We start from the raw sequence: 26,762 nt of genomic DNA on the forward strand, positions 1-26,762 counted from the left end.
TCTCTCTTCTATATTTTGATAGATTCGAGTGAGAACGGCCGGGGATAATTTTTGGAATAGAGAAATGCCGGAAAGAAATTTTAAAATTTCTGGATGTATTTTTCGTGCCATAGGACGCAGGTGACTCTATTGGAATTGGACGAGAATGTAAAGGATTTCTCAATGCCCATTCCTTGAATCGGCCTTCTTTCCGTGCTTTTCTCTTGATTTTCTGGCTTACCGCACAAAGTTATACACAATGACCTTGAAAGCGAACTCAGTTGTATCCGTTTTTCGTCAATCCGTTGTAGACTGGCATAAAAAAGAAGCCACGTCCCCGAATCCCTTTCCCTCAGACAGCATAGAATCCATTCTTTATAGCAAAAATCAAATCGATACGATCCAGTGGCACGTAGAAGACGAAATCCGTAGACCGGACCTTCCGGATAAGGACCTGGTGGGTTTTAAAAGACAGATCGATAAACTCAACCAAGAGCGCACCGACCTCGTGGAAATTTTAGACGATCGGATTTCTTCCGAATTCAAATCGGTCCCGAAAAAACCGTCCGCAAGAATGAACTCGGAAACTCCGGCTTGGCTCATAGACCGGATGAGCATTCTCGAACTCAAAATCTATCACATGGAAGAACAGACTCATAGGAAGGATGTGGACGAAATTCATATCCAAACCTGTAAAAGGAAACTGGAAGTATTACTCGAACAAAGGGTCGATCTTTCCACCTGCCTCGACGAACTTCTGGAAGATTTGAAAAACGGAGACAAGTTCTACAAGGTCTATAGACAGATGAAGATGTACAACGATCAGAACCTCAACCCTTCGTTGTATTCCAAAAAATAATGAACTTATTAGTCATGCGTTTCTCCGCCATGGGCGACGTCGCCCTTATGGCTCCTGCGATCATCGCGATCGCGGCGAAATACACCAATATACAACTAACGATCGTTACTCGGGGGAACTACGCTCCGTTCTTTTACAATATTCCGAACGTAAACGTAGTCGGCTTTAATCTCAAACGTTATCGAGGAATCCAAGGTCTATACCGTCTTTTCAAAGAAATCAACAAACTCGGTCCTTACGAAAAGGTAATCGATCTTCATTCTTCCGTTCGTTCTCGACTGATCAGTCTCCTTTTTTTAATTCGAGGGATCGGAGTTTTTAGAATCGTAAAAGGAAGAAAAGAGAAACTCAGACAAATTCGTCAGAAAAAAAAGATTCTCACTCCTCTACCCCATACCGTCGAGAGATACTTAAAGGTTTTTGAAAAAGCGGGTTATCCTGCGACCGTAAGAAAAGGCCCTTGGATCAACGTGGATCCGGAGTCTAAAATTTTTGCGAAAGAATTTTTTGAATCTCAGAACGTAACAAAAAAAGAAGGTCTTTGGATCGGCTTTGCGCCGTTTGCCGGACACGAACTCAAAGAGTGGCCTCGCGAAAAAAGCCAAGCCCTTCTCAAACTTCTTCTGGAAGAATTTCCCGGAGTCAGAATTTTTCTTTTCGGATCCAGAGACGAATCCAAAATTTTGGAAGCCTGGAGTCGAGGAAGCGAAGAATCATTGAAGATTGTCTCCGGCGGTAAACTCGGGATTCGAGGCGAACTTGGGATCATGGAAAAGATGGATATCATGATTGGAATGGATTCTTCCAACGTTCATATCGCCGCTCTTTTAAAACGACCGGTAGTCGGAATCTACGGAACCACACATCCCTATTCCGGTTTTGCGCCTTTCGGACAGGAAGATTCCGGAGTATTACAAATCGATAATCTTCCCTGCAGACCTTGCAGCATCTACGGAAACACTACCTGTTTTCGAAAAGACTTTGCTTGTATGGAATGGATTCAACCCGAAGACGTGATCAAACGAATTCGAGTCGTTTACAATATCAATACTCTATTCTAAAAATCGCAAAAACTGATCCAAAGGATCGGGGAGAGAAAATAACATATTGATCAGTGTGTTTCTTTTCTTTTTGTTTTTTACGCTCGCGATGGTTTTATAAACTTCTTCCATCTTATCGACACAAGCCGTCATCTCATGACCTTTGGAAATTTTAATGGATTCTTCGGAGAAACGTTCATAGAGTGCGCCGTCCTTAAGAATCAAAACCGCTTTCTCGGCGATTCCCTTTACGTCAAAAGGTTTTGCGATGTAGCCGTTCTTTCCGTCGTGGATCAATTCCGGAATCGCAAAGGAATCCACACCGACCGCTGGTAGTCCGCACGCAACGGATTCTAAGATGACGAGTCCTTGGGTTTCCATCGTGGAAGCCGTCAAAAACAAATCGTATTTCGGATATTCCTGGGGAAGTTCTTCCCGTTTGATAAAACCCGTAAATGTGATCGCATTCTCCAGTCCCAAATTCTGCGCCTGCACTTTCAAAGAAGGAAGAGCCGGCCCGTCTCCGATGATCGTAAGAGTAGAATCCGGAATCTCGTCATGAATCAACTTAAAGGCATTCAGAATCACGTCGCAATTCTTCTCGTAGGAGATTCTTCCCACGTGCAAAAGTTTAGGCGAGGTCGGAAGTTTTTTGACCGTTCCTTTAAAACTCGTGAGATCGAGTCCGTTGGAAATCACGGCGATCTTTGTCTTGAGTCCGAATTCTCTCAGTTGTTTTTCAATCAAGTGAGAAGGAGAAATGATCAGATCACAGCGTTCGTAGATATTGTTCGAAATTTTAAGAATGATCTTTTTACGGATATTGAACTTATCAAACTTTTCGATCTTACTTAGATCCTTGATCTTAAGCTTCTTTTCGGACTTACTCGCTCTTAAAAAAAGTTTATCCAACTTAAGAAGTCTGTAAAAAGAAAGATACATGTCTTGTTCCGACATGAGAGTATGATACGTTCCGATCGTGGGAATTCCGTATTTTTCCGTCGCGTTGATTCCGTAAAGACCGAGCAAGCCGGGAGTATGAATGTGAACTAGATCCGGTTCGAATTCTTTGATGATTCTTTTGATCTTACTCGGAGACGGAAGGACCACTTTTATATCGGGATAACTCGGAAGATAACCGCTTCGAAATCTTTCGATTCGAATCGAATCCCCGATTTGATCAAAGTCGCCTTCTCCGTAACGAGGACAACAAATCATAAAAGTATGTCCTCGTTTTGCAAGAAGCTCCGCAAAGTTTTTCATGGAAATAGCGACGCCGTCCACTTTGGGCAGAAAGGTATCGGAAAAATAAAGAATTCTCATCAAAGATCTCCTAAAATCACGGGCTTTACCGGAATCCTCTGGTTCTATTCGATTGAAACAAATTATCGAATTTACAATTCCCAGCTTACAAAAAACCTGGGTTCAATCGATTAGAGAAGATGCCCGAACGTCTTAGAAAAATCACTCTTTTTTTATTCTGCGCAAGCATTGTAACGATCGGAGTATCCGTCTCGCTCAGTCAGGGATTTTTAGTCCTGGCTTTTGTAGCCTCGTTATTCTCAACCAAAACGAAAGGTTTCTGGAAAGAACCCGTCATCACGATCTCGCTTGCGTTTTTCGCTTGGTATCTGATCGACTTTTGTATCCACGCCGTGGAAGAAGAAAATTTTTCCATTTATGCGAAAACCGCGTTTAGCGCAGAACTCAAAGATATCTTTCTTTTTTCAGGATTGGTCGTAGCCTGGAATCTAAAAAAAGAAGAATTCCCCGCCGTCTATCGAGCCTTACACATTCTCTTTTGGGTTCTACTCGTCACGGGTCTTGTTTCGAGCTTTTCTTCCGTGCGTCTTTCTCGATTGATCAGCGATCTTTATAGAGAATCTCCCAACTGGAAATTCACTCATCCGATGGGACAAATAGGAAACCTTCCGCTTTATCTCCCGATCGGACTTATGAATACGCACCTAACGTTCGGCGGGCTTTTGCAATTTTTCTTTCCGCTTCCTTTGTTTTTATTCTTACGGTCCCTCTTGGATCGCAAATGGAAAGAGGTCTTAATCAAAGGATTGGTTCTGATTCTTTTTCTCTACGTAGTCTTTTTAAACAACGCGCGCTCTTCGATGATCGGAGCGATACTTTCTTCGTTCACCGCGTTTCTTGTTTTTGGACCGTTGCGGAAGGAATTACCGACGGCCAAAATTTTGATCGCTTCCGCCGGCGTTTTGTTTCTTCTTTTGTTTATCGGGATCGGACTTTCCTTCACAGAAGCCGGACAAAAGATCACGGATCCAATCTTCGGAAAGGAAAAACACACCGACGCCGGAAGGACTTTTATCTGGGATTCCACCTTCCCTCTGATCGAGGAAAATCCTATTGTGGGAGTCGGACCCGGAAATTACAATCGAGAGATTGAAAAATCAAGGATCGCTCACTCGGAAAAACACAGAGAACTCTATTATTTTTATGAGACAACACAAAGAGGTCACGCTCACAACGACTATTTTCATCTTTTTGCGGTATTCGGTTTTCCGGCGGTTTTTCTTTTTTTAGCGCTGGGTACGGGCTTGTATTACAAACTCGTCTCTACTTCGCTTCCATATTCACAGTCCTTGTATTTTTTCGGGATCTCCGGATTTTTTCTTTCCGGTCTTTTTCAGTGTTACTTCCAAGACGACGAGGTTGTGATCTTGTTTTGGATTTTGAGCGGATTTTTTCTTCGTACTTCTAAAGAAGAATCCGATTCCCCGTCGGTTCAGTATTGATAACAATAGGACCCGAATTCTTCTCTACTTCGAATCGCGGTTTTTTCTTCTGTAAAATTTTGAGTCGTCAATTCGCTTACTCGAAAGGAAAGGATTTCGTTGATCAATTCCGTATATTCGGTTCCTTTTTTGTTTCGTTCGTGAAAACAAAACGAATAAAAAGCAGAATCAAATTCCAAAAAAATCATACCTTCGCTTAACAAAGAGGGAATGTTTAAGGAGGGACCGATTCGATTCCAAAAAACGGAAGTAGGACCGAATCCCTTTTGGAAGTAAAAGACTCGAAGCGGATTTCCGATTGTTGAAAACGAATCCGGTAGGAGTAAATTTCCGGAGCTCGTTGAAAAAAGATCCGGCACAAAAAGATAAACCGGTTTCCCTTCGAAATGCGGATTTATCTCTGCGACCTCGCTTTCACGAATCAGAATTCCATTTTTTTGAAAGAGCTTCGAGGTCAGACGGAAGTTCGGACTTTTTACGGGATGATTCGATTTTCTCCCGGTGAAACCGCTACTGGCGGATGAAAAGTCGCTCACGGCCTTGCATCGTTCTCCTGGATCGAAATCGTAAACAAGAACCGATTTCAAAAAAGCGGACCCCGATTCTAGATAAAAGGATTCTTTTGTTTCGAAGAATTCTCTACAGAGGTTTTGCTCGATTCCGTTGGGAATCGAATTCTCCGAATAACGAAAATCGATCGTATTCGACTCCACATTCCGTCCCGGAAAAAAGGAAGGATAAAGAATCGCACGACCATAAACACGATTCCATTCTTCCTTGAATTCCTGCAGTAAATACGAATCGTTCGTCCTGAATAAAATTTCTCTGTTGTTGTCTCTCGCACTCACAGAAAAATTAAAAGAACCGCTCAAAAGCGTGGTTTCATCCAATATCATGGTTTTATGATGTAACAAACCGCCTTTCCCGAAGGAATCCATCGAAACCGTTTCCTCGTTTCCGTCCCCCAAGATTTTAGAGCCGGGTTGTATCAAGACGTTTGCTAGAAACTTTCCTTCTTCGTCTACGGGTGTGTCGTAGACTCCCTGGACGACGGCCCCTCTCCGATCCGCACGCGCCAATCGAGAACTCAGAACGGAATCGAAATGATCAAAGATCAGATAACGAACGCTTTTTTGCGCCTTATCCACTTCTCTTAACAAAAGATTCTGAATCAATCGTCCCTTATCCGGAGAAATATAAAACAAAAAAGGACGAATCTCCAGGGTCGGGAATCTTGGATCCTCTTCCAAAAAAGAATAAAAGTCAGAAACCTCGCCTTTCGAAAGTTCGAACAGAACGTAACCGTTGAGATCGTTCTCCAATCCGTACCAGGTAAAATTTCCGGAGCCCAGAAACACTTTTTTACGATCGATTATGAGTATTTTAGAATGTTGTAAACCGGATCTTTCCCACTTTCTAAAAAGACCGAGCCGAATCAACTCTTCAGGATATTCTTTTTCAGGATCCGCGACGATCTGCAAACGAACTCCTTTTTTTTCGGCTCTGCTCAATGCTTCGAGAATTTCAACATCGTCGAAGGAATAAATCCAAAGATCGATCGAGTGATTGGCTTCCTCGATCAAACCGAGGATACGATCTCGCACGTTGCGTTTTTTAGAATTCGGAACATAACGACCCGGAAAAGAAAAAAGCGCTTCCAGGCTACGCGGCCGAGCCTGATCAATCCAAAAAAAATTCTTATCCTCCGAATTCTCACAACCAACGGAAAGAGTTAAAATCACAAAAAGCAAAAGGTTCTTTTTCATAAAACAACTCCCGATTGAACTTGAAAGAAAAATTCCTTGTGAGACGTCTCGGGATCGCTCATCCAACCTCCTAAGCTTAACTTCACAAAGGAAAGCCGGATTCGTTCTTCCTCCGTTGGAAAATAAAGAGTCGTTTGTAAAAAGGATTCCCGAAAGTATCCTTTCTGAAAAGAATCCCTGGAAAATGTCAAAGCTCCCGAACACTCTTCGTTTTCCCTGAGGAAAAAATAAGAAGCGAGATAAAATCGAAATCGAATCATAGATTCCTTATATTCTAAATTGATTCCGGACCATGCTGATTGCCTTTTTCCGGCCTGGAGGGAAAACTGTTTTTCGAAACCTTTCTCCGTTATCCAGGCGGAAGGATAAAAGTCCAGGCTTTGATTGGTCGCAAATACCGGGGAAGGATTGGAACCGATTCCCACAAAACCCAATTCTAAAATTTCTCCGTTCTCTCTCCGTCGATCGCGATCCGGAAGAAAACCGAAGGTTTCCAATTTCCAACGGGAATTTTCAAAACCTAGGGAAACAAGAATTGCTTCTCCTGTGATCGGAATGTTTCCGGAATTTCTAATTCGGTTCCAACCCGTTTTATCCTGCCCCCTCACAAGGATCCCTGAAAAAAAACAAAAAAAGCCGCTCTGCTTCCAGTTCAAATCAATCGTAGAATGTGTAAGATAATCTCGATCTCCCGAGGAATTCAATACCGTGGAAAGGTCGTCTCCGTATCTTCCCCAGTTTTGGAGATTCAGATATTGAAACTTGAACCCACCTTCCAAAAACGAAAGATTATAACGATAACCGACTCCTCCGCGATATCGATTTCGAAAAGACTCCGAACCGGATTCAAGGTCAGAAATTTCGCCTATCGTGCCGTACTGATTTCTTTTTGTGTTCCGAATCGTTTCTCGAAAGGAATTCTTTTCAAAAAGCTGATAACCCGAGTAGAAATCGAATAGATCGATACGAACATTTCCCCATTCCTTTAAGTTTCCGCGGACAACGATTCCGTCCGTGCCATCAGCCCAGTCCTGAAAGGAGGAATGTTTTCCCTCCTCCGAAATTCTACCAAGGGACAGGGAAAGTTTTGAATTCTTCAACGCCAAAAAAAGATCTCTTCCCGCATAGAAGCGAAACTTAGACTCGGAGGAAACAAATCCGTCAGCTTGGATTTTTAGATTCCAATGTTCTGAAAAATAACTTTCGTCCAGACTTGTGTGAAACAGAGATTCATTGATTCTCAGGTCTTTGTAAATACCCTCCTTGTCTTCTTCGGAAGAATTTCGGACCTCCCGTCCGGAAGCGAGTCCCCAACCAAACCAAGAAAGTTGTTTCCAACCGGAATTCTTCTCAGCGGCAAAAAGCGGGAAACATATAATAAATAAGGAATATACGAGGAATCGTTTCATGGCAGATCCTTCTTTCTGACCTCGTAGTCCGAGACGGAATCTCCGACCCGATTTTCCCGGAGAAGAATGAGTTCTCCTTGTTCGGCTTCGATCGCAAACGGAAAGGGAGAATTTTGATTTCCGTAACTGTGAATGGGAACGAGAGTTTGTTGAATTTCCTGAAACAGATCCAAACCTTCGTTTTTTCCGATTCCGTTTCCGATTGTATTGGTCTTGTCGATCGTGTAAATTTTTCGATAGTGCTCCGAATCGAACGGAACGGACTCGTTTTTAAAAGTTGGAGAAAGTACATAACCGCACTCGCCGACTTGTAAAAATCGATCGTTCCATATCCATCCGGAAGGATCCGGGTTGTAGGTTTCCCAACCGGACGGACGAGAAGTTCCGAAACGAAAGGAATACTCCACGATGCGATCCGAGGAGGAGGAGCTGTCGCGGATTTCGAGACTTCGTATATCCGCTGGCTCGTTTCCTCGGTTGCAGATTCCAAACCATTCGTTCGAGGAAAGAATCGGATTCGGATAAACGGCTGAAATTAAAATCGAAGAAGAACCCGGAATTAGAACCAGCTCCTCTCCTCCCACCGGGAGCCAATAACTCAAAGACTCTTTTGGAATATTCAAGAAGTCGAATATTTCGACTTTGAGCTGAGACCAAAAACTTAAAAACTCACCCAAAGTGACTGTTCGTGAAAAACCCGCAGGTAAGCTTAGAATTTGGATTCCTCCCAAAACGATTCCGGCTTCCTTAGGAAGATTCCAACTCAGAAACGGATTTGCCGCCGAAGACTGAGTTTGTGTTTCTCGGAAAAGAAAGGGAACGGTTCTATTGGCAAAACCTGGGCTCGCTTCGGTCTGAGAACAACTCTGCTTTCGCTCGGACAAATCGGACAAACCGCTGTTCTTCCAGAGAGAAGTTCCCGCAAGAGTTCTAATCTTGGAAGCGGATCTTCGAATTTTCTGAGAAGTCGAGTTGATGCCCGGACCTTGCGGATTCCAAACAAATTCATCTTCGATAGAATTTGTTTCCAAAGAAAGAATCCGAATTCTTCCAGAAGAACCGAGATTCAACTCCGGTACGATCCAGGTGTCGACATTCGGAAAACAAACGAGCGCAGACGTGGAGAATACGTTTTTTCCGGCTGAAAGAAAAATCAAAAAACGATAACTTTTCACTCCGGAAAGAACTTCCAAAATTTTAACCGTAGATTTGGTAGAATCCAATTCCACAAAACGATCGGCCGCGATAGCGACGCCAGCATCGTAAGAACCCATCCACGAAAGTTCGGAAAGTTCCGCGTTTCCTTTTTTGAAAAACTCATCCACCTCGGTTTTTGCGCCCGGATTCATAAAATGAAAATTTTGAATCGAGTCGGAAAAAACCTCGGATTTTGAACTCGGATGGGGAATCCAAATTCCGTTTCGAAACAAAAGAGAAAGTAGCAAACCGTTTTTCTTTTGTAGAATCGGAAGGATATCGTTTTCTTGGGAAAGAAGTACTTTCTTTTTCAAAAATCGATCCTTTATAAAAAATTCAACTCCGAATTTCAAATCTGAGAGATCGTTTCGAGAAAGCAGAATTCGTTTTTGGATCCAGTCTGGTTTGCCCAGAGTCAGAATCGAATTCGGATCAATTCGTTCAACGTCCACCCAAATCGGATATTCCTTTCCTCCGGTTTCCAGGGACAATCGATTCGGATTGCAGTTTATATTTCCTGAATATTCTAAATCCAGAAACTTATGTTTCCCGTTTATGCTTTCTCCCAGAAAAAGACCTGTGAAATTGACTTCTTCGATTTGAAACTTTTCCAAATCACAATAATTGGATTCATCGACGTCGTCCGATTTTGCAAAAGCACCGGGACTCATACAAAGCCGATCGGAGCTTTCAAAAAAACCTTGTTTACCGCAGAGCGAATAAAAATCCCCTTCGCTGGAATAAAATCTTTCGCCTTCTTGAAAGCTACTCTCCCGATTGAGAACGACGACCTGCTCGGAATCGGTTTTTAAAAACCATTCTCCTTTCTTTTTGAGTTCAGCCCAGGGAAAGCCGGGAATTTCGTTGCCGGAAAGAATACTTTCGGATTCGACGCGAAGGATGGTTTCCCCCGGAATTAAAAAAGCCTTTCCTTTCTGGATCGAAAATTCTTTCCCTTCGATTTCCATCCGGAAGTCTTGAAAACAAATTGTTTCCTGAGAAGAATTGTGAAATTCAAGAAATCTTCCAGTGGGAGAATTGGTTCCTCCAAAAATCTCCGAAAGTATGGGACTTTTCTTCTGACAAAAACCTAAGACTTCCGAGTTCTTTTTTTGAATTTCCAAGAAAAAATTGGAAAGAATCGAAACGTCTCCGGGAATCTCAAGAACCAAACTGTTCAGAGCGTGTATTCGGTTTTTGGAATGAAACAACACTTTCATTCTTCCGGGGCCGGCCAAAACGCTAAAACCCACAAATGCATTGGGAGAATGCGGTCTGGAAATGGAATTCTCCGAAAAAACGGAAAGCAGATTCGTTTCTGGAAAGGAAATTCTTTTTAGGGCTCGATTCAAACTCGGCTCCCCGGAAAGGATCAGCCAATCTTCATCGCAGTCCGCAAAAAGGTCCCGGTTGAGTTCCACTTTGAGTCTTCCGTTTCCCAGTTCCGAAAACCCAAATTCTTCAGATTCGGTCCTTCCTTCGGGATGTTCGTTCCAGAATTTTAGAATATTTTGAATTTCTAATTCTACCTTTCCATCCCGGTCCGGAAAACATACAGAAACACCGTAGACAAAATCGGTTCCCGAAAACAGACAAGCGACCCCCGGCGCGGATCGGATTTTTACTCCCGGTGAAAGCCATTCTTTGAGATTGGGTTTTGGAATTTCCTGACCGCTCCAATACGCGGGGTCGTAGAAAAGTTTGAATTCTCCGGGTTGCGCGACCGGCATAAAAAAGGTGGAATTCCCCTTTCCCCGGCAGGAAGTAAAAAAGATCATAGGCAGTAACGCCGTAAAGACGGTTATGAGTTTCATGTTTCCCTCCGCTAACCACGGTTCCGGGAAAAATCCGCTCGGAGGGAATTTTAGGATTTTTTATTCTTTTTTTTGCAGTTGTTTTAAAATTTTTTCTGCGAGGTTTTCCCCGATACCGGGAACTCCGAGCAATTCTTCTTTGGTAGCTTCTTCGATTTTCTTTTCACCCGAAAAATGTTGTAGGAGAAGTTTGCTTCTTTTCAGTCCGATATCCGGAACATCCTGGATCAGCGCGCGCATCGTCTCTTTGTTTCTACGCGTTCTATGATGTGTCACTCCGAATCGATGTGCTTCGTCCCGAAGGTGTCGGAGCAATTTCATTCCCGGAGAATTCATATCAAAGATAAAGGGTTCCTTGTCTCCGGGGAAATAAATCTCTTCTCTCTTTTTGGCAAGACCAACCATCGGAATTCCTTCCGCCCCCGCTTCTACAGCCGCTTCGCAGGCTTTGGTCAACTGAGTCGGTCCTCCGTCGATTACGATCAAATCCGGAAAAACTCCTTCTTCGTTCGCGATTCTTTGCAAACGTCTCGAAATTACCTCGTGGATCATACCGGGATCGTTGATTCCCTCGTAGCCGCGCATATTATACTTTCTATATCCTTGTTTGAAAGGTTTTCCTTCCACAAACATTACGCCGCTCGCCACGGGTTGAGAACCTTGAAAGTGACTGATATCATAACATTCTATGATATGAGGAGGTCGTTCGAGAGAAAACATCTCTTGGATTTCTTTTAAGGACGCGGTCTGATCCTTGTAATGAGTCGCGAGTAATCTTTCCGTGAGACTCAGCTCCGCGTTTTTCTCCGCGATTTTCAAAAGGGAACGTTTGTCTCCCGTACGTGGAGATTTGAGCTTGGGTCTAAAACCGGTCTTCTCTTGGAGGACATCGATAACGGTCGAAACTTCTTCCTGGATATCCGTTGGAATAAAAATCACAGGTGGAACCAAGGCAGCGTTCAAATAATAATCTCGAAAAAAAGCACCTATAATCTCGGAATCTTCCGCGTCCAAAACTCCCTTGATCGGAAACGATTTTTTGGTTTCGAGTCTTCCGCCCCGCACTTCGAGAAGAATCACCTGGCCCTCGTCTTCTTTCCTTGCAAATCCGATCACGTCCTCGTCGCCACCGTCGGTGCTTACGACGGTTTGTTTTTCCCGGAAGTTTTGAATCCTCTGCAACATGTCCCGATAACGAGCCGCTTTTTCAAACTCGAGACGCTCCGAGGAAGAATTCATCTTCGTACTCAGATCTCCGACGAGAGAATCTTTTTTTCCCTCTAAGAATTGAATCACCTGATCGACTACGATCTTATATTCTTCCACGGGAACCGTTCCCTGACAAGGCCCGAGACAACGGCCCATATCAAAGTTCAAACAAGGTCTTCTCGGTTTGGGAAGCGGGAGGACCTGTCTCGTTTTACGGATCGGAAAAATTCTAAGAATGATGTCTAACGTTTCTCTTGTGGAGCGAACGTCCGAATAAGGACCAAAATATCGATCCCCGTTGTCCTTTAGTTTTCGAGTCACATAGACCATCGGAAACGGTTCGGAAAGGGAAACGCAGATATAAGGATATTTTTTATCGTCTTTGAGACGAACGTTAAAACGAGGGTTGTGCTTTTTGATCAGAGTCGCTTCGAGAATCAGCGCTTCTTTTTCGGTTCTAGTCGCAATCCAATCCAGATCGAAAATTTCTCTCTGAAGGACTCGGGTTTTGACGTCGGGATGAAATTCTTTGAGATAACTGCGGACTCTTTTGTCTAAATTTTTAGCCTTTCCAACATACAAAACCTCGCCCTTTCTAGATTTCCAAAGATAACAACCCGGAGAAGCTCCTAAGTTTTTGATCTTTTCCAAAATCAGGGTGTGGTTTAGAATTTCAGCCATGTCGCGTATTCATTAGACTTTTAGAATTTAGTCTTGGGTCTCTTTGGGAACTTCTTCTTCAAAGTTTGGAACCTCTGCCGGAAGAATGGAAGAAGAATTTTGTCCTTTTCTGGAATACTTTTCCTTCTTTCTCTTTGTGTCTTTTTGTTTGTTTCGTATCGCCTTTTTTTGGACGTCGGAAATCGTAGAACTCGCCTTTTGTCTTTGTTCTAAAATTTTCTCGCAAAGAATGGCTCGCGCCTTATATCGATTGAGCCCTTGGGTTCTGTAGAGTGAACACTTGATTTCGATTCCACTCGACTTGTGTTTGAGATGAACCGCAGTAGAAACCTTGTTGACGTTTTGTCCGCCCTTGCCCCCGCTTCTCGTAAAACTTTCTTCCAGATCGGATTCTTTGATCTGAAGAGATTCCATAAGTTCGGAGAGTTTGTGTTCTTTTTCTACGGAGACGGGAAATCGAGGAGCCATAAAAACAATTACTTCAAATCCTGAAGTTCAAAATGATCTCGGAAATAAGGAAACGGTCTTCCGTTTTCATCTAAGCAGACGTAGGTGATCTTGCAGTCGATGATCTCTTTCAATTCTTTCCGGCTCTGGCTCTTACCGATTGAAGTGTTTCGGATCGTGATCGAACTGTTTCCTACCTTATCGATCTTGGAAAAGATCTGAATGATATCTCCCAAAAGTCCGGGACTTTTAAAAACGACGTCGGCCATACTTACGGTGACGATATTCGAATAACGAATTTTTTCCATGACAAACATCGCGCAGCCTTCATCGATCCAGGCGAGCATCTGCCCTCCGAAAAGAAATCCGTGTTGGTTGAGATCCCGGGACATCACGATATGTTGAGTCGCGAGTTCCATTCCTTCCAATTTTTGATCGATAAATACTTCCATATTCTTCTAAGCTCCATTGACAAACGAGGACGAGGGACATTCTTTTTTTAAAATACATTCTTCGCAAAATCTGCGATGCGCCTTACAACTCTTTCTTCCGAGGAAGATCAAATATAAGGAAATATCTCTCCAATATTTTTTGGGAAGAAGATTCATGAGATCCTTTTCCACTTGAACGGGGTCGCTCTTTGTCGTAAGTCCGAGAACCTTTGCGATTCGATTGACGTGGGTATCGACTACGATACCTTCCACGAGTCCGTGCACTTCCGATAAAACCACGTTCGCGGTTTTTCTTCCAAAGCCCGGGAGAGTAATCAGCTCTGCGATCGTGTTCGGAATCTTTCCCTGGAAGTCGTTTAACAATTTACGGGCAAAACCCTGAATCGACTTGGCCTTATTGTGATAAAAGCCCGTGGAGAAAATCAGCTTTTCGATTTCAAGAATGTCGGCGTTTGCAAAAGATTCTAAGGTTGGAAAGAATTTAAAAAGAGCGGGTGTGACTTGATTGACGCGTTCGTCCGTGCACTGAGCGCTGAGAATAACAGCGATCGCGAGCTCATAGTCGTTTTTATAGTGAAGGGGGGTTTCGACTTCCCCGAATTCTTTTCTCAAAAGAGAAAAGACTCGGGAAAACCATTTTAGAAACGAGGAGTCAGGCTGTTTTTGGAGCTGACTTCTGGATTCCTGCGTATTTTTTCGGAGCAAGAACGCCCAAGGATCCGCCGTTATCTTTGATGGCGGCCTTAATTCCTTTTTTTCTCAGAGTACGAAGAGCTCTGGTAGAAAGACGAACTGTAACCCAACGGTTTTCATCTTCCAAAAAGATTCTTTTTTTGATAAGATTCACCTTCCAGGTTCTTCTTGTCTTAATGTGGGAATGGGAAACATTGTTTCCGGAGGCAGTGCCCTTCCCGGTTACTTCACATCTTCTGGCCATAGTAAGGACATAATCGATTGGCGCCTTTCTCTGTCAACCTTTCCGCCGATTTTCTGGCGTTTAAGTAGGATTTTGGATGACTTTTTTCTTTTTGACTGGAGAATCTCAAAGCTTCCAAAAAGACTAACAAAGAACCCTTTCACCCATGTTCCGCCTCGCTCTCACAAAATTTCAACTCTGGATCGATCGAATCTGGAACGTAAACATACTTCCATTCTTTCAGAGCAAGAGCGTCCTCGCGGAACACAGACTTCAGCCCATTCTAAGCCAAGAATTCAAAAGAGAACAGGTTGTGGATCAAAAAGAATTAGGAAATCTTTTGCATCAAACTCAGCTCCTGCGCGAGAATGGAATTCCATATCAATTCGAAACCGAAGTGGAAATCAAAAGTTCCTCTTTCGCCGGCGGAAAACAAAAGATTGAAATTACCGAAAAACTAAAAGCGAGCGCTTCCAATCGAGCCAAGTTTTTTTCGTGGAAACTTTTGCGGAACGGACTTCATTTTCTCCATCGAAAGCCTTGGAAAAAAAATATTACGCAAAAAGAAAACGATTCTACGTTAGACGCAACCAGCCCGGACCTGCTGAGCGCAGCTTCTCCGAATCCGTATCGATTGTATCTACATTCCTTAATCCTTTGGGAGGAACTTTTGCCTTGGGAAGAATGGAGGGAAAAACTGCCGGTGTCTTGGATTCCTTTCGGAACCAGAAAGAAGATCAAAATCCGTTTTGTCGCAGCCAGAGCCGCCTCTTTTTCCAAACAAGAATTCTATGAAGAATCGTATTCTCCCGAACTTGCCTTCTGCGATCTCTACGCACAAGGTTATTTGAGAGAAACCCCGGATAAAAATGTGGATCTCGAAAATCCGGAATCTTATTATTTAGGGACCCTCATTCCTTCCAAACTAGAACGAAAGAATCTCCCGCTCTGGTTAAAGGAACGAAACCTTCTTCCCGATCGGTTTCAGTGGAAGAGTTCTTCCAAAGAGCAAGTTTTTAAACTTTTTCAGAAAGAAATTCGTTTTCGGATTCAGTTGGAAGAATTGGAACCCTTGGCCTCGGATTTTATACAAGCGGGCGGAAAACAATATTCTCTACAAGGTCAACACCTACACGGGCGATTCTTCCAAAGAGCCATTTTTGCGTATCACCCGATGCAGCTCGCAAACCGAGTTCTTCGTCATTTTTAATTTTAGAATATTATAAATAGTTTATACATTTTCGATAGAAAACAAATTGTATAAAAAAGCCAGTTAGGCTCCTTGTAGGAGCTCTTACAACCGCAGCTTTTTCCAGCGATCGATTCCCGCTCGAAAGCGTTCCGGATTTTCCCCGAAGCCGATACGAATCCATCCCTCCGTTTCAAAGTCCCTTCCCGGAAGTACAAAGACGTCGCACTGATCGATCAAAGCGTCCGCGTATTGTGAAGACAAAAGTCCTTCTTTCAAAGGTACAAAGGAAACCACGCCGCCACCCGGGGGAATAAAACCGTTTAGCCCGGGAAGGTTCTTCCAGTTACTTTCAAAGTATTGAATATTCTCAATTAGGAATTCTTTGATCGGTTCGCAAAGACGCATTCTATTTTTTAGAATCTGAATCGTCAGAAATTCGGAAATCGGAGAGACAGTATGTGTGAGATAGTCTTTGAACGACCTCGCCTTCTCCAAAAGTTCTCTCGGTCCGATCATCCAACCGATACGAAGCCCCATCACTCCGAAACATTTTGTGATGGATCCCGTGGAAACCGTTCGTTTGTTCAAACCCGCACCGCTCCAGCTCAAGGAGTTTTTGAAATCTAAGAATCGATAGTGTTCGTCAAAAAGAATCCAACCGGGAAAGTTCAAAGCGGCCTCTTGAATCGTTTTGATCCCGTTTGGATCCAAAGAAAGACCGCTCGGATTTTGTGGATGATTGAAGATGGCAAGATCCGCATTCTTCGAAAACAATTCTAAGATAGAATCGGAGGATAAAAATGAATTTGGATTTTTTCGTAAGGAATTTAAGAGAGAAACCGGCCTGAGATCCGCTCCGATCATTCTTGGGATTTCATACAACGCTTGGAACGCCGGTTCAAAATACGAAACCGAAGCATCTTTTTTACAAAGAAGATGAAAGAGAATGTAGAGCGCTTCTCCGGTTCCGGTCGTGATCAAAACCTGATCGGCTGGAATTCCAGGATAAAGTTTAGCGACTTCTTCTCGAAGTTCGAGATCGCCTCGGTTCGGCGCGTCTTCCAAGGAGATCGATTCGAGTTCTTCCAAACCGATTCCCAAACGCTGAAGCAATTCTCCAAAACTGAGATTTCGAATCCCGCTTTCGCCTAAATTACATCCCGCGGTCTTTCGAAATTTTTCGAGCCTTTCTTCGATCCAGAATTCTCTCGGTTCCATCAAGAGACAAGGGTAAGAATGGCCCCTCCCAAGAGAAATAGAATTGCAAAGAATCCAAAAGAAATCTGAATCCAAAAGTGAATCTTCAGACTACGAAGACCGATTCTTAGATAATCCAAATCCTCACCCTTGGTTTCGGTGATTCTTTTGAAAGAAATTCCCGCGCTGTAACTCCAAATGCCGATTAGAAGAAATAAAATTCCAGGCACAAGATACAAAATGAGTTTGCTTGTATCGGTTGAGACAAAGGCGGAAAAAAAAGAAACTCCGGAAAGACTAAAAAAAGAGAGAGATGCGAGCTTGAGCGCCTTACTCAAACTTAAGAATTCTCTGTTTTCATCCTGGTTGAATTCGTACGATTCCATACTTTTACAATCGGCTAAAATTAGGGTTGAACCTCAGGGAAACCCGATTTTTATGAATTTAATCCTTTAAAAAAAGTCTCTCGGAATCTTTTGAAAACTATGAATCATCCTGAATCCTCGATCCTTTCCTGGACTAAAGATCCATTCTCTGCCATCGCTCGAAAAGAAGCTTCGTCCGCTCTTGAAAAATTCAAAAAGGGAGAATCCGGACTCGAAGTGGAAGCCTTCTCCGTTCCTCTTGAATTCGGCACCGGTGGAATGCGCGGTCGCCTCGGAAACGGAATCGGAAGGATGAACGAATACACGGTCGGACGCGCAGCGCTCGGCTTCATTTCTTATCTCGCCAAAAAAAACAAAAAGGCTTCCATCGTCATCGCCTACGACTCTAGAAGAAGATCTCAGGAATTTGCCGAAGTTACCGCGGGAATCGCGGCTTCCTTGGGTGTGAAGGTAGTTCTCTTTAAAGAAGTGACTCCGACTCCTCTTCTTTCCTATGCGATTCGTTATTACAAGGCGAGCGGCGGAGTTGTCATCACCGCGTCTCACAATCCTCCGGATTACAACGGATTCAAGGCTTATCTCGCGGACGGCGGACAACTCGTACCACCCGACGACAAGAAGATCATTTCCGCGATCGAATCCATCAGCGATTGGAACCAGATCTCGATCCTTTCTCCTAAAGACGCGACCTACAAAAAGTTTGTTACACCCGCTGGCAAAGATTGTTTTGCTTCTTACAAAAAGGAACTCGCAAAGGCGGGAATTCTTTCCTCCATCTTAAAACCAAAAGATCGTTCTTCTTTGAAGGTCGTCTATTCTCCGTTACACGGAACCGGCGGAAAATCGATGAAGGAACTTCTCAACGGCTTTGGTTATAAAAACGTATTCCTTGTCCCCGAACAAAAAGATCCGGACGGAGAATTCCCGACCGTAAAGTTTCCCAACCCCGAAGAACCGGAAGCGATGGAACTCTCTCGAAAATTTGCGATTTCTAAAGACGCTCACGCATTTATCGCAACCGATCCGGACGCGGATCGTCTTGGAATCGGAGTTCAAAACGGAAAAGGAAATTATACCCTCCTCAACGGAAATCAGATCGGTTCGATCATGGCGGCTTATCTCTGTGAACGTTATGCGGCATCCAAGAAGAAGAAAAAGAAAGCGGTTCTTGTAAAAACCATCGTGACCACCGACTTACAAGAGATCATCGCGAAAAAAAACAAGGTGAAATACAAAAACGTTCTCACCGGTTTTAAATTCATCGCGCAGGTGATGGCGAAACTCGATAAAAGCAAAACCGACTTCTTTCTTTTCGGCGGAGAAGAATCCTTCGGTTATCTTCCGGTTTCCTTTGTGAGAGACAAGGATTCTCTTTCTTCGGCGCTTCTTCTCCTCGAAATTCTCACCGAAAAAAAAGACCTCCTTTCTTATATGGATGAGATCTACCTTCGTTACGGACTCTTCCAGGAAAGCCTCAAATCCTTGACTTTAGAAGGAAGCGCCGGAAAGGAAAAGATCCAGAAATCATTAGATTCTCTGAGAACGAGCGATCTTTTGGGAAAACAGATTCACCAAAGAAAAATCGTTGGTATTCTGGATTACAAAACACAAACTGCAAAAGGAAGCGCATCCAAAACCGCGTTTTCCGGTTGTCCCTCTTCGGACGTAATCCAAGTGATTCTCGAAGGCAACGCGAAACTCACCATTCGACCTTCCGGCACGGAACCTAAGATTAAGATTTATTCTTCCTTTCAGAGTCTCGTGGCTCCAAAATCCAAGGAAGAGATTCAAACGTTAACGGCTGGCCTTCTTTCCGAAATCAAGGCCTCCGAAGAAATATTTTTAAAATTGGCAGGGCTTACATGAACGATACAGAAATCCAAAAGGAACTTTTTCAACACACCAAGGAATTGGCCGAACTCTATCTAATCAATACTTATGCGAGATACGACGTCGCGTTTCGTTACGGGGTCAACGAACTCCTTTTCGACTACGACAACAAACAATACATCGATTTTCACTCCGGGGTTGCAGTTACAAATTTAGGACACGCGGATCCGGATATCATCGAGGTGGTTCGCAACCAAGCGGATAAACTCTTTCACACATCCAATCTCTTCTATTCAGAAGAAGCGGCTAAACTCGCAGAACTTCTGATTCTCAATTCCTTTCCCGGAAAAGTCTTTCTGACAAACTCCGGAACGGAAGCGATCGAAGGCGCGTTCAAACTCGCTCGGAAATACGCGTATTCCAAAAACATAGAAGACCCGATCATTCTTTCTTTGGAAAAAAGTTTTCACGGAAGATCCGTTTCCGGGATGAGCTTAACCGGTCAGGATAAGATCAGAAAAGGTTACGGAGAACTTCTCAAAGGAATCGAATTCATTGAACCGAACAACGACGAGATGCTCGTATCCGCTTTTGAAAGATATCAAGGGAGAATCGTAGCTCTTCTCTTGGAACCGATTTTAGGTGAAAGCGGAATCATTCCTCTGACAAAAAACTTTCTCACACTTTCCAGAGAATTGACCGCGGAAAACGACGCGTTACTCATCTTTGACGAAATCCAAACCGGAATGGGAAGAACTGGAACGTTATTCGCCTTTGAAACATTGGGCTTTACTCCGGATGCGATGACCCTTGCAAAAGGACTTGGTTCGGGTTTTCCGATCGGCGCGTTGATCGTAGGAGAGAGATACCAGGATCTTTTTACGTTAGGCTCTCACGGCTCCACCTTCGGGGGAAACCATTTAGCCGCGGCGATCGCATACGAAACCATTCGGATCATCCATACGAGAGAAATTCTTAACAACGTAAACGTCTGTTCGGATGTTGCGTTTTCCAGATTAAATGAAATGAAAGGAAAGTATCCCGTCATCCAAGACGTAAGAGGAAAAGGACTTCATATCGGTGTCGAATTGGCGATTCCTTCCAGACCGATTGCGGAAGCTTTGCTGAAAGCGGGACTCGTAGTCAACGCAACGGCGGAAAACGTAATTCGGATCATGCCTCCTCTCACGATTTCCACGGACTTTTTAAATCAAGGTCTGGATATTTTCGAATCCGTAATCAAACAAAATTAACAAGGATCCAAAAAAGAATGAAGAACGTAGCTGTACTTTCCGGAGACGGAATCGGTCCGGAAGTAATGGAGGTAGCACTCTCCGTTTTGAAAAAAGCTCTCGGCGCCAAGGCTTCCGAGTTTAACTTTAAAGAAGGATATGTGGGTGGAATCGCAATCGACAAAACCGGACATCCGCTTCCGCCAGAAACTCTCAAACTCTGTGAAGAATCCCAAGCGATTCTTTTTGGAAGTGTGGGCGGCCCCAAATGGGAAACCCTTCCGCCGGAAAAACAACCGGAACGAGGAGCCCTTCTTCCCCTTCGTAAACACTTTGATCTTTTTGCAAATCTCAGACCCGCGATCATCTATCCAGAATTGAAGAATGCTTCGCCCGTTCGCGCCGATATCATCGGTGACGGACTGGATATTCTCATCCTAAGAGAATTGACGGGAGGAATCTATTTCGGACAACCGAAAGGGAGAGAAGGATCCGGGCAGGAAGAATTCGCCTACGATACTATGAAATATTCCAGAAGAGAAATCGAAAGGATTACCAGAGTAGCATTCCAAGCGGCACGCAAAAGAAATAATAAAGTGACAAGCATCGACAAGGCAAACGTCTTGACGACTTCCGTTTTTTGGAAAGAAGTTGTCATCGATCTGCATAAGAAAGAATTTTCTGACGTCCAATTGAATCATCTCTACGTGGACAACGCGGCGATGCAGTTGATCGTAAACCCGAAACAATTCGACGTGATACTTTGTGAGAATATGTTCGGCGATATTCTTTCGGACGAGGCCTCCATCATCACTGGCTCGATCGGAATGTTACCTTCGGCTTCCTTATCGGAATCTGGCTTCGGATTGTATGAACCATCAGGTGGTTCCGCTCCCGATATCGCAGGAAAAGGTGTCGCGAATCCGATTGCTCAGGTTTTGAGCGCGGCTTTGATGTTGCGTTATTCTTTTTCCATGGAAGAAGAAGCTGGTAAAATAGAAGCTGCGGTTCGTAAAACGATCGCTACCGGAAAAAGAACGAAAGACATCGCAGAGTCCGGATCTACGGTCGTTGGAACAAAAGAAATCGGTCAGGTAATCGAATCCTTTCTCTAAAAAGAGGTTAAAGTATGAAAGCAGGTGTAGCTCCCAACGGAAGACCTTATCAGGTATTGATTGCCGAGAACTCAAGATTTCAGGCCAAACAACTGGCTCAAATTTTAGAATCGGAAGGATATCAAGTCATCGGATTTGCGGAAAATGGAAAGGAACTCGTAAAACTTTTCGACCAACATCGATTGGTCGATTTGATTACTTTGGATCTCAATCTTCCGGTAATGGATGGATTCGCCACTTTTTTTGAGATCAAAGAAAAGGGAGTTCTTCCGAGAATCGTTCTCGTGTCCGAAGAGAACACACCTGCGGTTCTCAAGTATCTCATAGACGAAGGCGCGATGGACTACATTCCAAAACCGGTAAAACGAGAAAAGGTTTTGGAAAAGATCAACGCGGCCATCAAAAAAATTCCAAAAGTCTAATCTTCCTTCCAAATCAGATTCAGATTTCTTCCGACGTCTTTCTGACGATGACTGAAGAAATCTGAATTTTCCTCCATCGTACAAATTCCGGAAGAATCGAGATTCACTCGAATCCGACTTTTTTCCAATCGAAATCTCAGAAAGAATTCCAAATCCAAAAGACTTTTCCCTTCGAGCGAAGACTTCAAACAATCAGAATATTCGGAACGAAACAAGGACGCAACATCTTCCCCCACTTCGTAGCGGGTTCCGGAAGCACAGGGTCCGAGAAAACCGAACAAAGAACCGTCAACGATTTCGTTTTTAGAAAAACATTCTAAGATCGTTTTCTCTGCAATTCCGGCTAACGTTCCTTTCCAACCAGAATGGACCGCCGCGAATTTCTCGCTGCTGGAAGACCAAAAAAAGATCGGCATACAATCCGCCGTCTTTATACAAAGAATTTTTTGAGATTCTTCTCCGATCAAAGCGTCCGCCGCAGGAAAAGCAAATTCTGCAATTTCAGAAGTATGGAGAATCGTATCTCCGTGCACCTGATTCAAAAGGAAAATAGAGGATTCTTTTCGTCCGGTTTGTTTTGAAATTTCTTTTCTCTGAGAATCCGGGTCCAGAGAAAGATTCGGAAGTTCTTTTTTCCCGAGGATCAAAATCCGAATTTTCTTTCCGTTTCCAATCGGGAAGGAATGAGACAAGGCCATCGAAACCGAAAGTAAATCCGCCTTAGAAACTGACGAGTGTTAAAGTACGTGATCTAAAGAAACCCTTCTCCGAGACTGGAAAAACCAGATTCATGAAACCGAATTTCGCTCAAAAACCAAAGGTCAAGATCTGCGGAATCCGAGATCTTGAAATCGCAAAAATTTGCAAAGAAGAAGGCGCCGATTTCGTAGGACTCAATTTTGCCCCTTCCAGTCCGAGAAAGATCGATATCGCGACCGCACGGAAGATCATTCAATTCTATAAGTCTCAAACGGATTCTCCAAAGGTTGTTTTGCTCTTTTACAAAAATTCTCCCGAAGAGATTCGAACGATTCGTAGCGCCCTTTCTCATGATTATGTGCAATGGGTCTGGGACGATCCGGAGCTTGCGTCCATCTATCGAATCGAACTTCTCGGAGAAAACCAGATCTGTTCGTATCGCGTCGACAAACAGATCTTAGACGAGGATTTGAATTCCGTCCCGGGAGAATTTCTGATCTTGGACAGTTATTCCAAGGGCGCGGGCGGCGGCACCGGAGAAAGTTTTAACTGGGACTTCGTCTCGAAAGTCACGAGAAAGTTTTTGCTCGCGGGGGGCTTGAATCCGGAGAACGTAGCTTCTGCGATTGCAAAAGTAAAACCCTTTGGAGTCGACGTTGCGAGCGGAGTCGAATCCTCTCCCGGTCAAAAAGATCCGCAAAAAATAATCGATTTTATCAGGAACGCAAAATCAGTCTTATGAGTTTAGAAACCACAGGAACCTCCGCTGAATACTGGAGTGATCTCGCCGACGCGCTCAACACTCCAATGATGAAACAGTTTCTTGCGATCAAGAAAGACTTTCCGGATACGATTCTCTTTTTTCGGATGGGTGACTTTTATGAAATGTTCTTAGAAGACGCGAAGGTTGCCTCTTCGATCTTAGACATCGCACTTACCAAAAGACAAAACGCAGTCCCTATGTGCGGGATTCCCTATCATTCCAAAGACAATTATATTTCAAGACTCCTTAGTGCGGGAAAAAAAATCGCGATCTGCGAACAATCCAAATCAGACGATCCCGGTTCCAAACTCATGACGCGGGATGTGGTAAGAATCATCACACCGGGAACGGTCATCGAAGAGAACCTTCTTTCCGGATATCAGAACAACTATCTCGCGGTTCTCCATCTCAAAAAAAGTCTGATTTATTTTGCGATGGCGGACTTTTCCACAGGAGAAGTATTTTATTCTTCCGCTTCGATCACCGGTTTGGAACGACTGATCGCTGAACTCGAAAAGTTTCGTCCTTCTGAAATCTGCGTTCCGAAATCTGAAGTTTCTTTTTTCAAAGACCTCGAGTATTTTAAGAATCGTGAATTTACTCTGTTGCTGGATCAGGCCGAAATCAGCGATAAGGATCCTTTCCACATTCTTTCTTTGTATTTAAACGAATACATCCGAGAAACCTATCGGGACAACAAACTCATACTTCGAGAACCTCGAATCTTAAGTTCCGGAAAATTTTTAGAAATGGATCGAGAAACAATTCTCAATCTGGAACTCGTGGAGAATGAAAAGGAAAAAAATCATACTCTCTATTCTATATTCAATTTTTGCAATACTGCTAAGGGAAAAAGGCTTCTCAAACAGAGAATTTTGTTTCCGGAATGTGATCCTCTGATTCTCTATTCTCGCTGGGAAAAACAAGACATCCTCTTAAAAACGATTCTCGCCCCTTTCATTTCGGCGCTAAAGGATATCGGAGATCTCGAACGGATTCTCACACGCTTTCGTGGCAATCACGCGTATCCGAGAGACTTTCGCACCATCGCAAATTCCATCGCAACCGGAATCAAATTGAAGGAGGAATTAGAAAGCCTTTCCTATCCTTTTTTGATTCCGACCGAAAAACTAAAATCGCTTTCCGAATGGATCGCCTCCAAACTGAATCCAAACGACGACCTACCCGTCATTTTAGGAAACGGTCCTTTTCTTCGTTCCGGATTCTCCGCAAAGCTGGACAAGGCAAGAGAAGCCGGCGTAAAAGGAAAGGATTGGATCTTAGAATTGGAAACCGAGGAAAAAAAACGCACTGGTTTAAATACATTAAAGATTCGTTATAATAAAATCGTAGGTTATTTTATAGAGATTTCAAGGGTTCAAGCGGAACAGGCTCCGAAAGACTATCTCAAAAAACAAACATTAGTCGGAAGCGAACGATTTACGACACCAAAGCTCGAAGAAATCGAAAGGACGATACTCGAAGCCGACGAAATCATCCAAGAGATCGAAAGAGCGGAATTCAATCTGATGGTCGAAGAAGTTCTTAAATATTCTTCCTTTCTCATAGAACTTTCCGAAGAAATCGGAGACTTGGATTTTCAGATCTCCACTCTGACCGCAAAGGACAAGTTCGGTTGGATTCGTCCTCAACTTTCCGAGGATCGTTCTCTGGAACTCATAGATTCCAAACATCCGGTCGTAGAGGCGACTCTTCCGCTCGGTCAGGAGTTTACTCCCAATTCTCTCTATTTGGATACGCAGGACAAAGCGATCGCGGTTCTCACAGGACCAAACATGGCGGGTAAATCGACTTTTATGAGGCAGATCGCCTTAAATCAGATTCTCTTTCAGATGGGAGCGTTTGTTCCGGCGAAGTCTGCGCGACTTCCGATCGTGGATAAACTTTTTACGCGCATCGGCGCAGGTGATAATCTCACCGCGGGAGAATCCACATTTTATGTCGAGATGAAAGAAACCGCCAATATCTTAAATCACTGCACCGAAGATTCTCTGATTCTTTTTGACGAGGTTGGTCGAGGAACTTCGACTTATGACGGGATGAGCATCGCTTGGGCTATCTTAGAATATCTGTCTTCTCTTGCGATCAAACCAAAGACGATCTTTGCAACTCACTACCACGAACTCACCGAACTTTCTCGTTTGAGCGGGATCTTCAATCTTTATCTGGAAACTCTGGAAAAGGACGACAAGGTTCTATTCTTACGAAAGGTTCGCGCGGGAAAAGCTAAAAAGTCTTTCGGGATTTACGTGGCAAAGATCGCCGGAGTTCCGGAACCGATCGTAAAACGAGCGGCTGAACTTCTCATCGAGCTCGAATCCAAAAAGAAGGAGATTCGGATCCAAGAGGCGCAACCTATGTTGTTTGTCGAAGCGGAAAAGAAAGAAACTCGTTCGGAAACGGAAGAATCGATTTTGAAACTGAAATTGGAAGAGATGACACCGATCGAAGCCTTAAAGGCACTCGAAGACTTTCAGAAAAAATTAAGAAAACAAAAATAACAAAACATCCATAGGCGCAAAGTCCACCCAATTGGTGATCAACTTTTTTAAACCGTCTTTTGCGTGAAAACCGATTCCAATCCCGGCTTCGTTTAACATCAAAGCGTCGTTAGCACCGTCGCCCACCGCAACCACTTGTGAAGAATCAATGTTTTCCCGATTCCGAATTTCTTTTAAGAATTCAAACTTCTTCACCTTGTCCACGATTTCTCCGGTGACAAAGCCGGTCAGAAGTCCATTCTCTCTTTCTAATACGTTCGCGCGAACTTCTCCGATTCTATATTCCTTCTGAAACATTTCCAGGATATCGGTAAAGCCGCCGGAAAAGACCGCCGTTCTAGTTTCTATTTCCCTTAGACCAAAGAGTAATTTTTCAACTCCGATATTTAAAGTCAACTTCGGATACAACTCTTCAAAGATCGTAGTGGGAAGTCCTTTGAGATGAAGACATCTTTTTTTGAGGGCCTCGTGAAAGTCCAGGTTCCCTTCCATCGCTTCCTTGGTAACGGATGCAACCTGATCGTAAACTCCCGCGAGCCTTGCGAGTTCATCGATCACTTCCTGTTGTATCAAAGTGGAATCCATATCGAAGGTGAACAAACTTTTCTTTTTAGGATCCAGAAGATGTTCTACTTGTAAAAGATCGGAATTCTTCTTTGCAAATTTTTCCCGAAGTTCAACGAGTTCTTTTTGTTCTAGCTTCTTTGAAACTTTCCATTCGATACAACTCCAAAGTCCGCTCGTTCGGACGGACGCGGTAGAAAGTAAAGACGTATCCTCCGGTTTTATGGAGACAAAACTCCCCTTTCCCAAGAGGAGTTCTTTACGAATTTCTTCCGGATTTTGAGTGAGAATTAAGAGCAAGGCGAT

At 43.6% G+C, this 26,762-nt stretch carries 23 protein-coding genes and 1 pseudogene; 10 read left to right on the forward strand and 14 right to left on the reverse strand.

The features are described 5' to 3' along the window. Positions 1-111 (reverse strand): annotated as a pseudogene (locus JWG45_RS16050) (Crp/Fnr family transcriptional regulator); the annotation flags it as partial. A gap of 127 nt (positions 112-238) precedes the next feature. Between JWG45_RS16050 and JWG45_RS16055 the strand changes: the two are divergent. Further along, a complete protein-coding gene (locus JWG45_RS16055) occupies positions 239-838 on the forward strand; it encodes a DUF4254 domain-containing protein (RefSeq protein WP_205280650.1) in 600 nt (199 codons plus the stop codon). Continuing rightward, positions 838-1,899, forward strand: coding sequence for a glycosyltransferase family 9 protein (locus JWG45_RS16060; RefSeq protein ID WP_205280651.1), 1,062 nt, complete (start codon positions 838-840; stop codon positions 1,897-1,899). The genes JWG45_RS16055 and JWG45_RS16060 overlap by 1 nt, the downstream gene beginning before the upstream one ends. Here JWG45_RS16060 and JWG45_RS16065 read toward each other — a convergent pair. Next, entirely contained in the window at positions 1,891-3,201 is a 1,311-nt protein-coding gene (locus JWG45_RS16065; RefSeq protein WP_205280652.1) for a glycosyltransferase, read from the reverse strand. The genes JWG45_RS16060 and JWG45_RS16065 overlap by 9 nt on opposite strands. Before the next feature lie 119 nt (positions 3,202-3,320). Here JWG45_RS16065 and JWG45_RS16070 point away from each other — a divergent pair, with 119 nt between their 5' ends. Next, complete coding sequence (locus JWG45_RS16070; protein ID WP_205280653.1) at positions 3,321-4,643, forward strand: O-antigen ligase family protein; 1,323 nt, start codon at positions 3,321-3,323, stop codon at positions 4,641-4,643. Here the strand turns inward: JWG45_RS16070 and JWG45_RS16075 are convergent. Genes JWG45_RS16075 through rpmB form a run of 8 tightly spaced genes read right to left on the reverse strand, consistent with a single transcriptional unit; the run spans position 4,634 to position 14,555 of the window. Further along, positions 4,634-6,409 (reverse strand): phospholipase D-like domain-containing protein, encoded by a 1,776-nt coding sequence (locus JWG45_RS16075; RefSeq protein ID WP_205280654.1) that lies wholly within the window; start codon positions 6,407-6,409, stop codon positions 4,634-4,636. The genes JWG45_RS16070 and JWG45_RS16075 overlap by 10 nt on opposite strands. Next, the gene (locus JWG45_RS16080) at positions 6,406-7,818 is read right to left on the reverse strand and encodes an LA_2168 family protein (protein WP_205280655.1); all 1,413 of its coding nucleotides are present in this window, start codon (positions 7,816-7,818) and stop codon (positions 6,406-6,408) included. Before JWG45_RS16080 ends, JWG45_RS16075 begins: the two co-directional genes overlap by 4 nt. Beyond that, entirely contained in the window at positions 7,815-10,829 is a 3,015-nt protein-coding gene (locus JWG45_RS16085; RefSeq protein WP_205280656.1) for an LIC11755 family lipoprotein, read from the reverse strand. The genes JWG45_RS16080 and JWG45_RS16085 overlap by 4 nt, the downstream gene beginning before the upstream one ends. A gap of 60 nt (positions 10,830-10,889) precedes the next feature. After that, positions 10,890-12,719 carry an excinuclease ABC subunit UvrC gene (gene uvrC / locus JWG45_RS16090; protein ID WP_205280657.1) on the reverse strand — a complete coding sequence of 610 codons (1,830 nt, stop codon included), beginning with the start codon at positions 12,717-12,719 and terminating at the stop codon, positions 10,890-10,892. Between the two features lie 27 nt (positions 12,720-12,746). Next, positions 12,747-13,187, reverse strand: coding sequence for a peptide chain release factor family protein (locus JWG45_RS16095; protein WP_205280658.1), 441 nt, complete (start codon positions 13,185-13,187; stop codon positions 12,747-12,749). 8 nt (positions 13,188-13,195) lie between these two features. Next, positions 13,196-13,618 carry an acyl-CoA thioesterase gene (locus JWG45_RS16100; RefSeq protein WP_118968190.1) on the reverse strand — a complete coding sequence of 141 codons (423 nt, stop codon included), beginning with the start codon at positions 13,616-13,618 and terminating at the stop codon, positions 13,196-13,198. A 6-nt stretch (positions 13,619-13,624) separates the two neighbouring features. Then, positions 13,625-14,323, reverse strand: coding sequence for an endonuclease III (gene nth, locus JWG45_RS16105; protein ID WP_205280659.1), 699 nt, complete (start codon positions 14,321-14,323; stop codon positions 13,625-13,627). Beyond that, positions 14,271-14,555, reverse strand: coding sequence for a 50S ribosomal protein L28 (rpmB, locus tag JWG45_RS16110; protein ID WP_069607250.1), 285 nt, complete (start codon positions 14,553-14,555; stop codon positions 14,271-14,273). Before rpmB ends, nth begins: the two co-directional genes overlap by 53 nt. Positions 14,556-14,700: 145 nt before the next feature. Between rpmB and JWG45_RS16115 the strand changes: the two genes are divergently transcribed. After that, positions 14,701-15,744, forward strand: coding sequence for a hypothetical protein (locus tag JWG45_RS16115; RefSeq protein ID WP_205280660.1), 1,044 nt, complete (start codon positions 14,701-14,703; stop codon positions 15,742-15,744). Between the two features lie 84 nt (positions 15,745-15,828). On the opposite strand, the gene JWG45_RS16120 is transcribed toward JWG45_RS16115, so the two are convergent. Both JWG45_RS16120 and JWG45_RS16125 read right to left on the reverse strand, forming a co-directional pair. Then, complete coding sequence (locus tag JWG45_RS16120) at positions 15,829-16,944, reverse strand: pyridoxal phosphate-dependent aminotransferase (protein ID WP_205280661.1); 1,116 nt, start codon at positions 16,942-16,944, stop codon at positions 15,829-15,831. Then, the gene (locus tag JWG45_RS16125; protein WP_205280662.1) at positions 16,944-17,309 is read right to left on the reverse strand and encodes a hypothetical protein; all 366 of its coding nucleotides are present in this window, start codon (positions 17,307-17,309) and stop codon (positions 16,944-16,946) included. Before JWG45_RS16125 ends, JWG45_RS16120 begins: the two co-directional genes overlap by 1 nt. A 99-nt stretch (positions 17,310-17,408) precedes the next feature. Between JWG45_RS16125 and JWG45_RS16130 the strand changes: the two genes are divergently transcribed. From JWG45_RS16130 to JWG45_RS16145, 4 genes are read left to right on the forward strand one after another with little or no spacing between them, the layout of a single operon-like run. Beyond that, the gene (locus JWG45_RS16130; RefSeq protein WP_205280663.1) at positions 17,409-19,175 is read left to right on the forward strand and encodes a phospho-sugar mutase; all 1,767 of its coding nucleotides are present in this window, start codon (positions 17,409-17,411) and stop codon (positions 19,173-19,175) included. Further along, positions 19,172-20,392 (forward strand): aspartate aminotransferase family protein, encoded by a 1,221-nt coding sequence (locus JWG45_RS16135; RefSeq protein WP_205280664.1) that lies wholly within the window; start codon positions 19,172-19,174, stop codon positions 20,390-20,392. The genes JWG45_RS16130 and JWG45_RS16135 overlap by 4 nt, the downstream gene beginning before the upstream one ends. Positions 20,393-20,409: 17 nt before the next feature. Next, on the forward strand, positions 20,410-21,486 hold the full coding sequence (gene leuB, locus JWG45_RS16140; RefSeq protein ID WP_205280665.1) for a 3-isopropylmalate dehydrogenase: 1,077 nt from the start codon (positions 20,410-20,412) through the stop codon (positions 21,484-21,486). 14 nt (positions 21,487-21,500) lie between these two features. Then, positions 21,501-21,908, forward strand: a complete 408-nt coding sequence (locus JWG45_RS16145) for a response regulator (RefSeq protein ID WP_205276038.1) — start codon at positions 21,501-21,503, stop codon at positions 21,906-21,908. On the opposite strand, the gene JWG45_RS16150 is transcribed toward JWG45_RS16145, so the two are convergent. Next, entirely contained in the window at positions 21,905-22,606 is a 702-nt protein-coding gene (locus JWG45_RS16150; protein WP_205280666.1) for a polyphenol oxidase family protein, read from the reverse strand. The two genes, JWG45_RS16145 and JWG45_RS16150, sit on opposite strands and share 4 nt — an antisense overlap. Before the next feature lie 92 nt (positions 22,607-22,698). Between JWG45_RS16150 and JWG45_RS16155 the strand changes: the two genes are divergently transcribed. Further along, positions 22,699-23,349 (forward strand): phosphoribosylanthranilate isomerase, encoded by a 651-nt coding sequence (locus tag JWG45_RS16155; protein WP_205280667.1) that lies wholly within the window; start codon positions 22,699-22,701, stop codon positions 23,347-23,349. Further along, the gene (gene mutS / locus JWG45_RS16160) at positions 23,346-25,892 is read left to right on the forward strand and encodes a DNA mismatch repair protein MutS (protein WP_205280668.1); all 2,547 of its coding nucleotides are present in this window, start codon (positions 23,346-23,348) and stop codon (positions 25,890-25,892) included. The genes JWG45_RS16155 and mutS overlap by 4 nt, the downstream gene beginning before the upstream one ends. On the opposite strand, the gene serB is transcribed toward mutS, so the two are convergent. After that, positions 25,875-26,756: a phosphoserine phosphatase SerB gene (gene serB / locus JWG45_RS16165; RefSeq protein ID WP_205280669.1), complete on the reverse strand. Its 882-nt coding sequence runs from the start codon at positions 26,754-26,756 to the stop codon at positions 25,875-25,877. The genes mutS and serB overlap by 18 nt on opposite strands. Between the last annotated feature and the right edge of the window lie 6 nt (positions 26,757-26,762).

The organism is Leptospira ainlahdjerensis (assembly GCF_016919175.1).
In the GTDB taxonomy this organism is placed as follows: domain Bacteria; phylum Spirochaetota; class Leptospiria; order Leptospirales; family Leptospiraceae; genus Leptospira; species Leptospira ainlahdjerensis.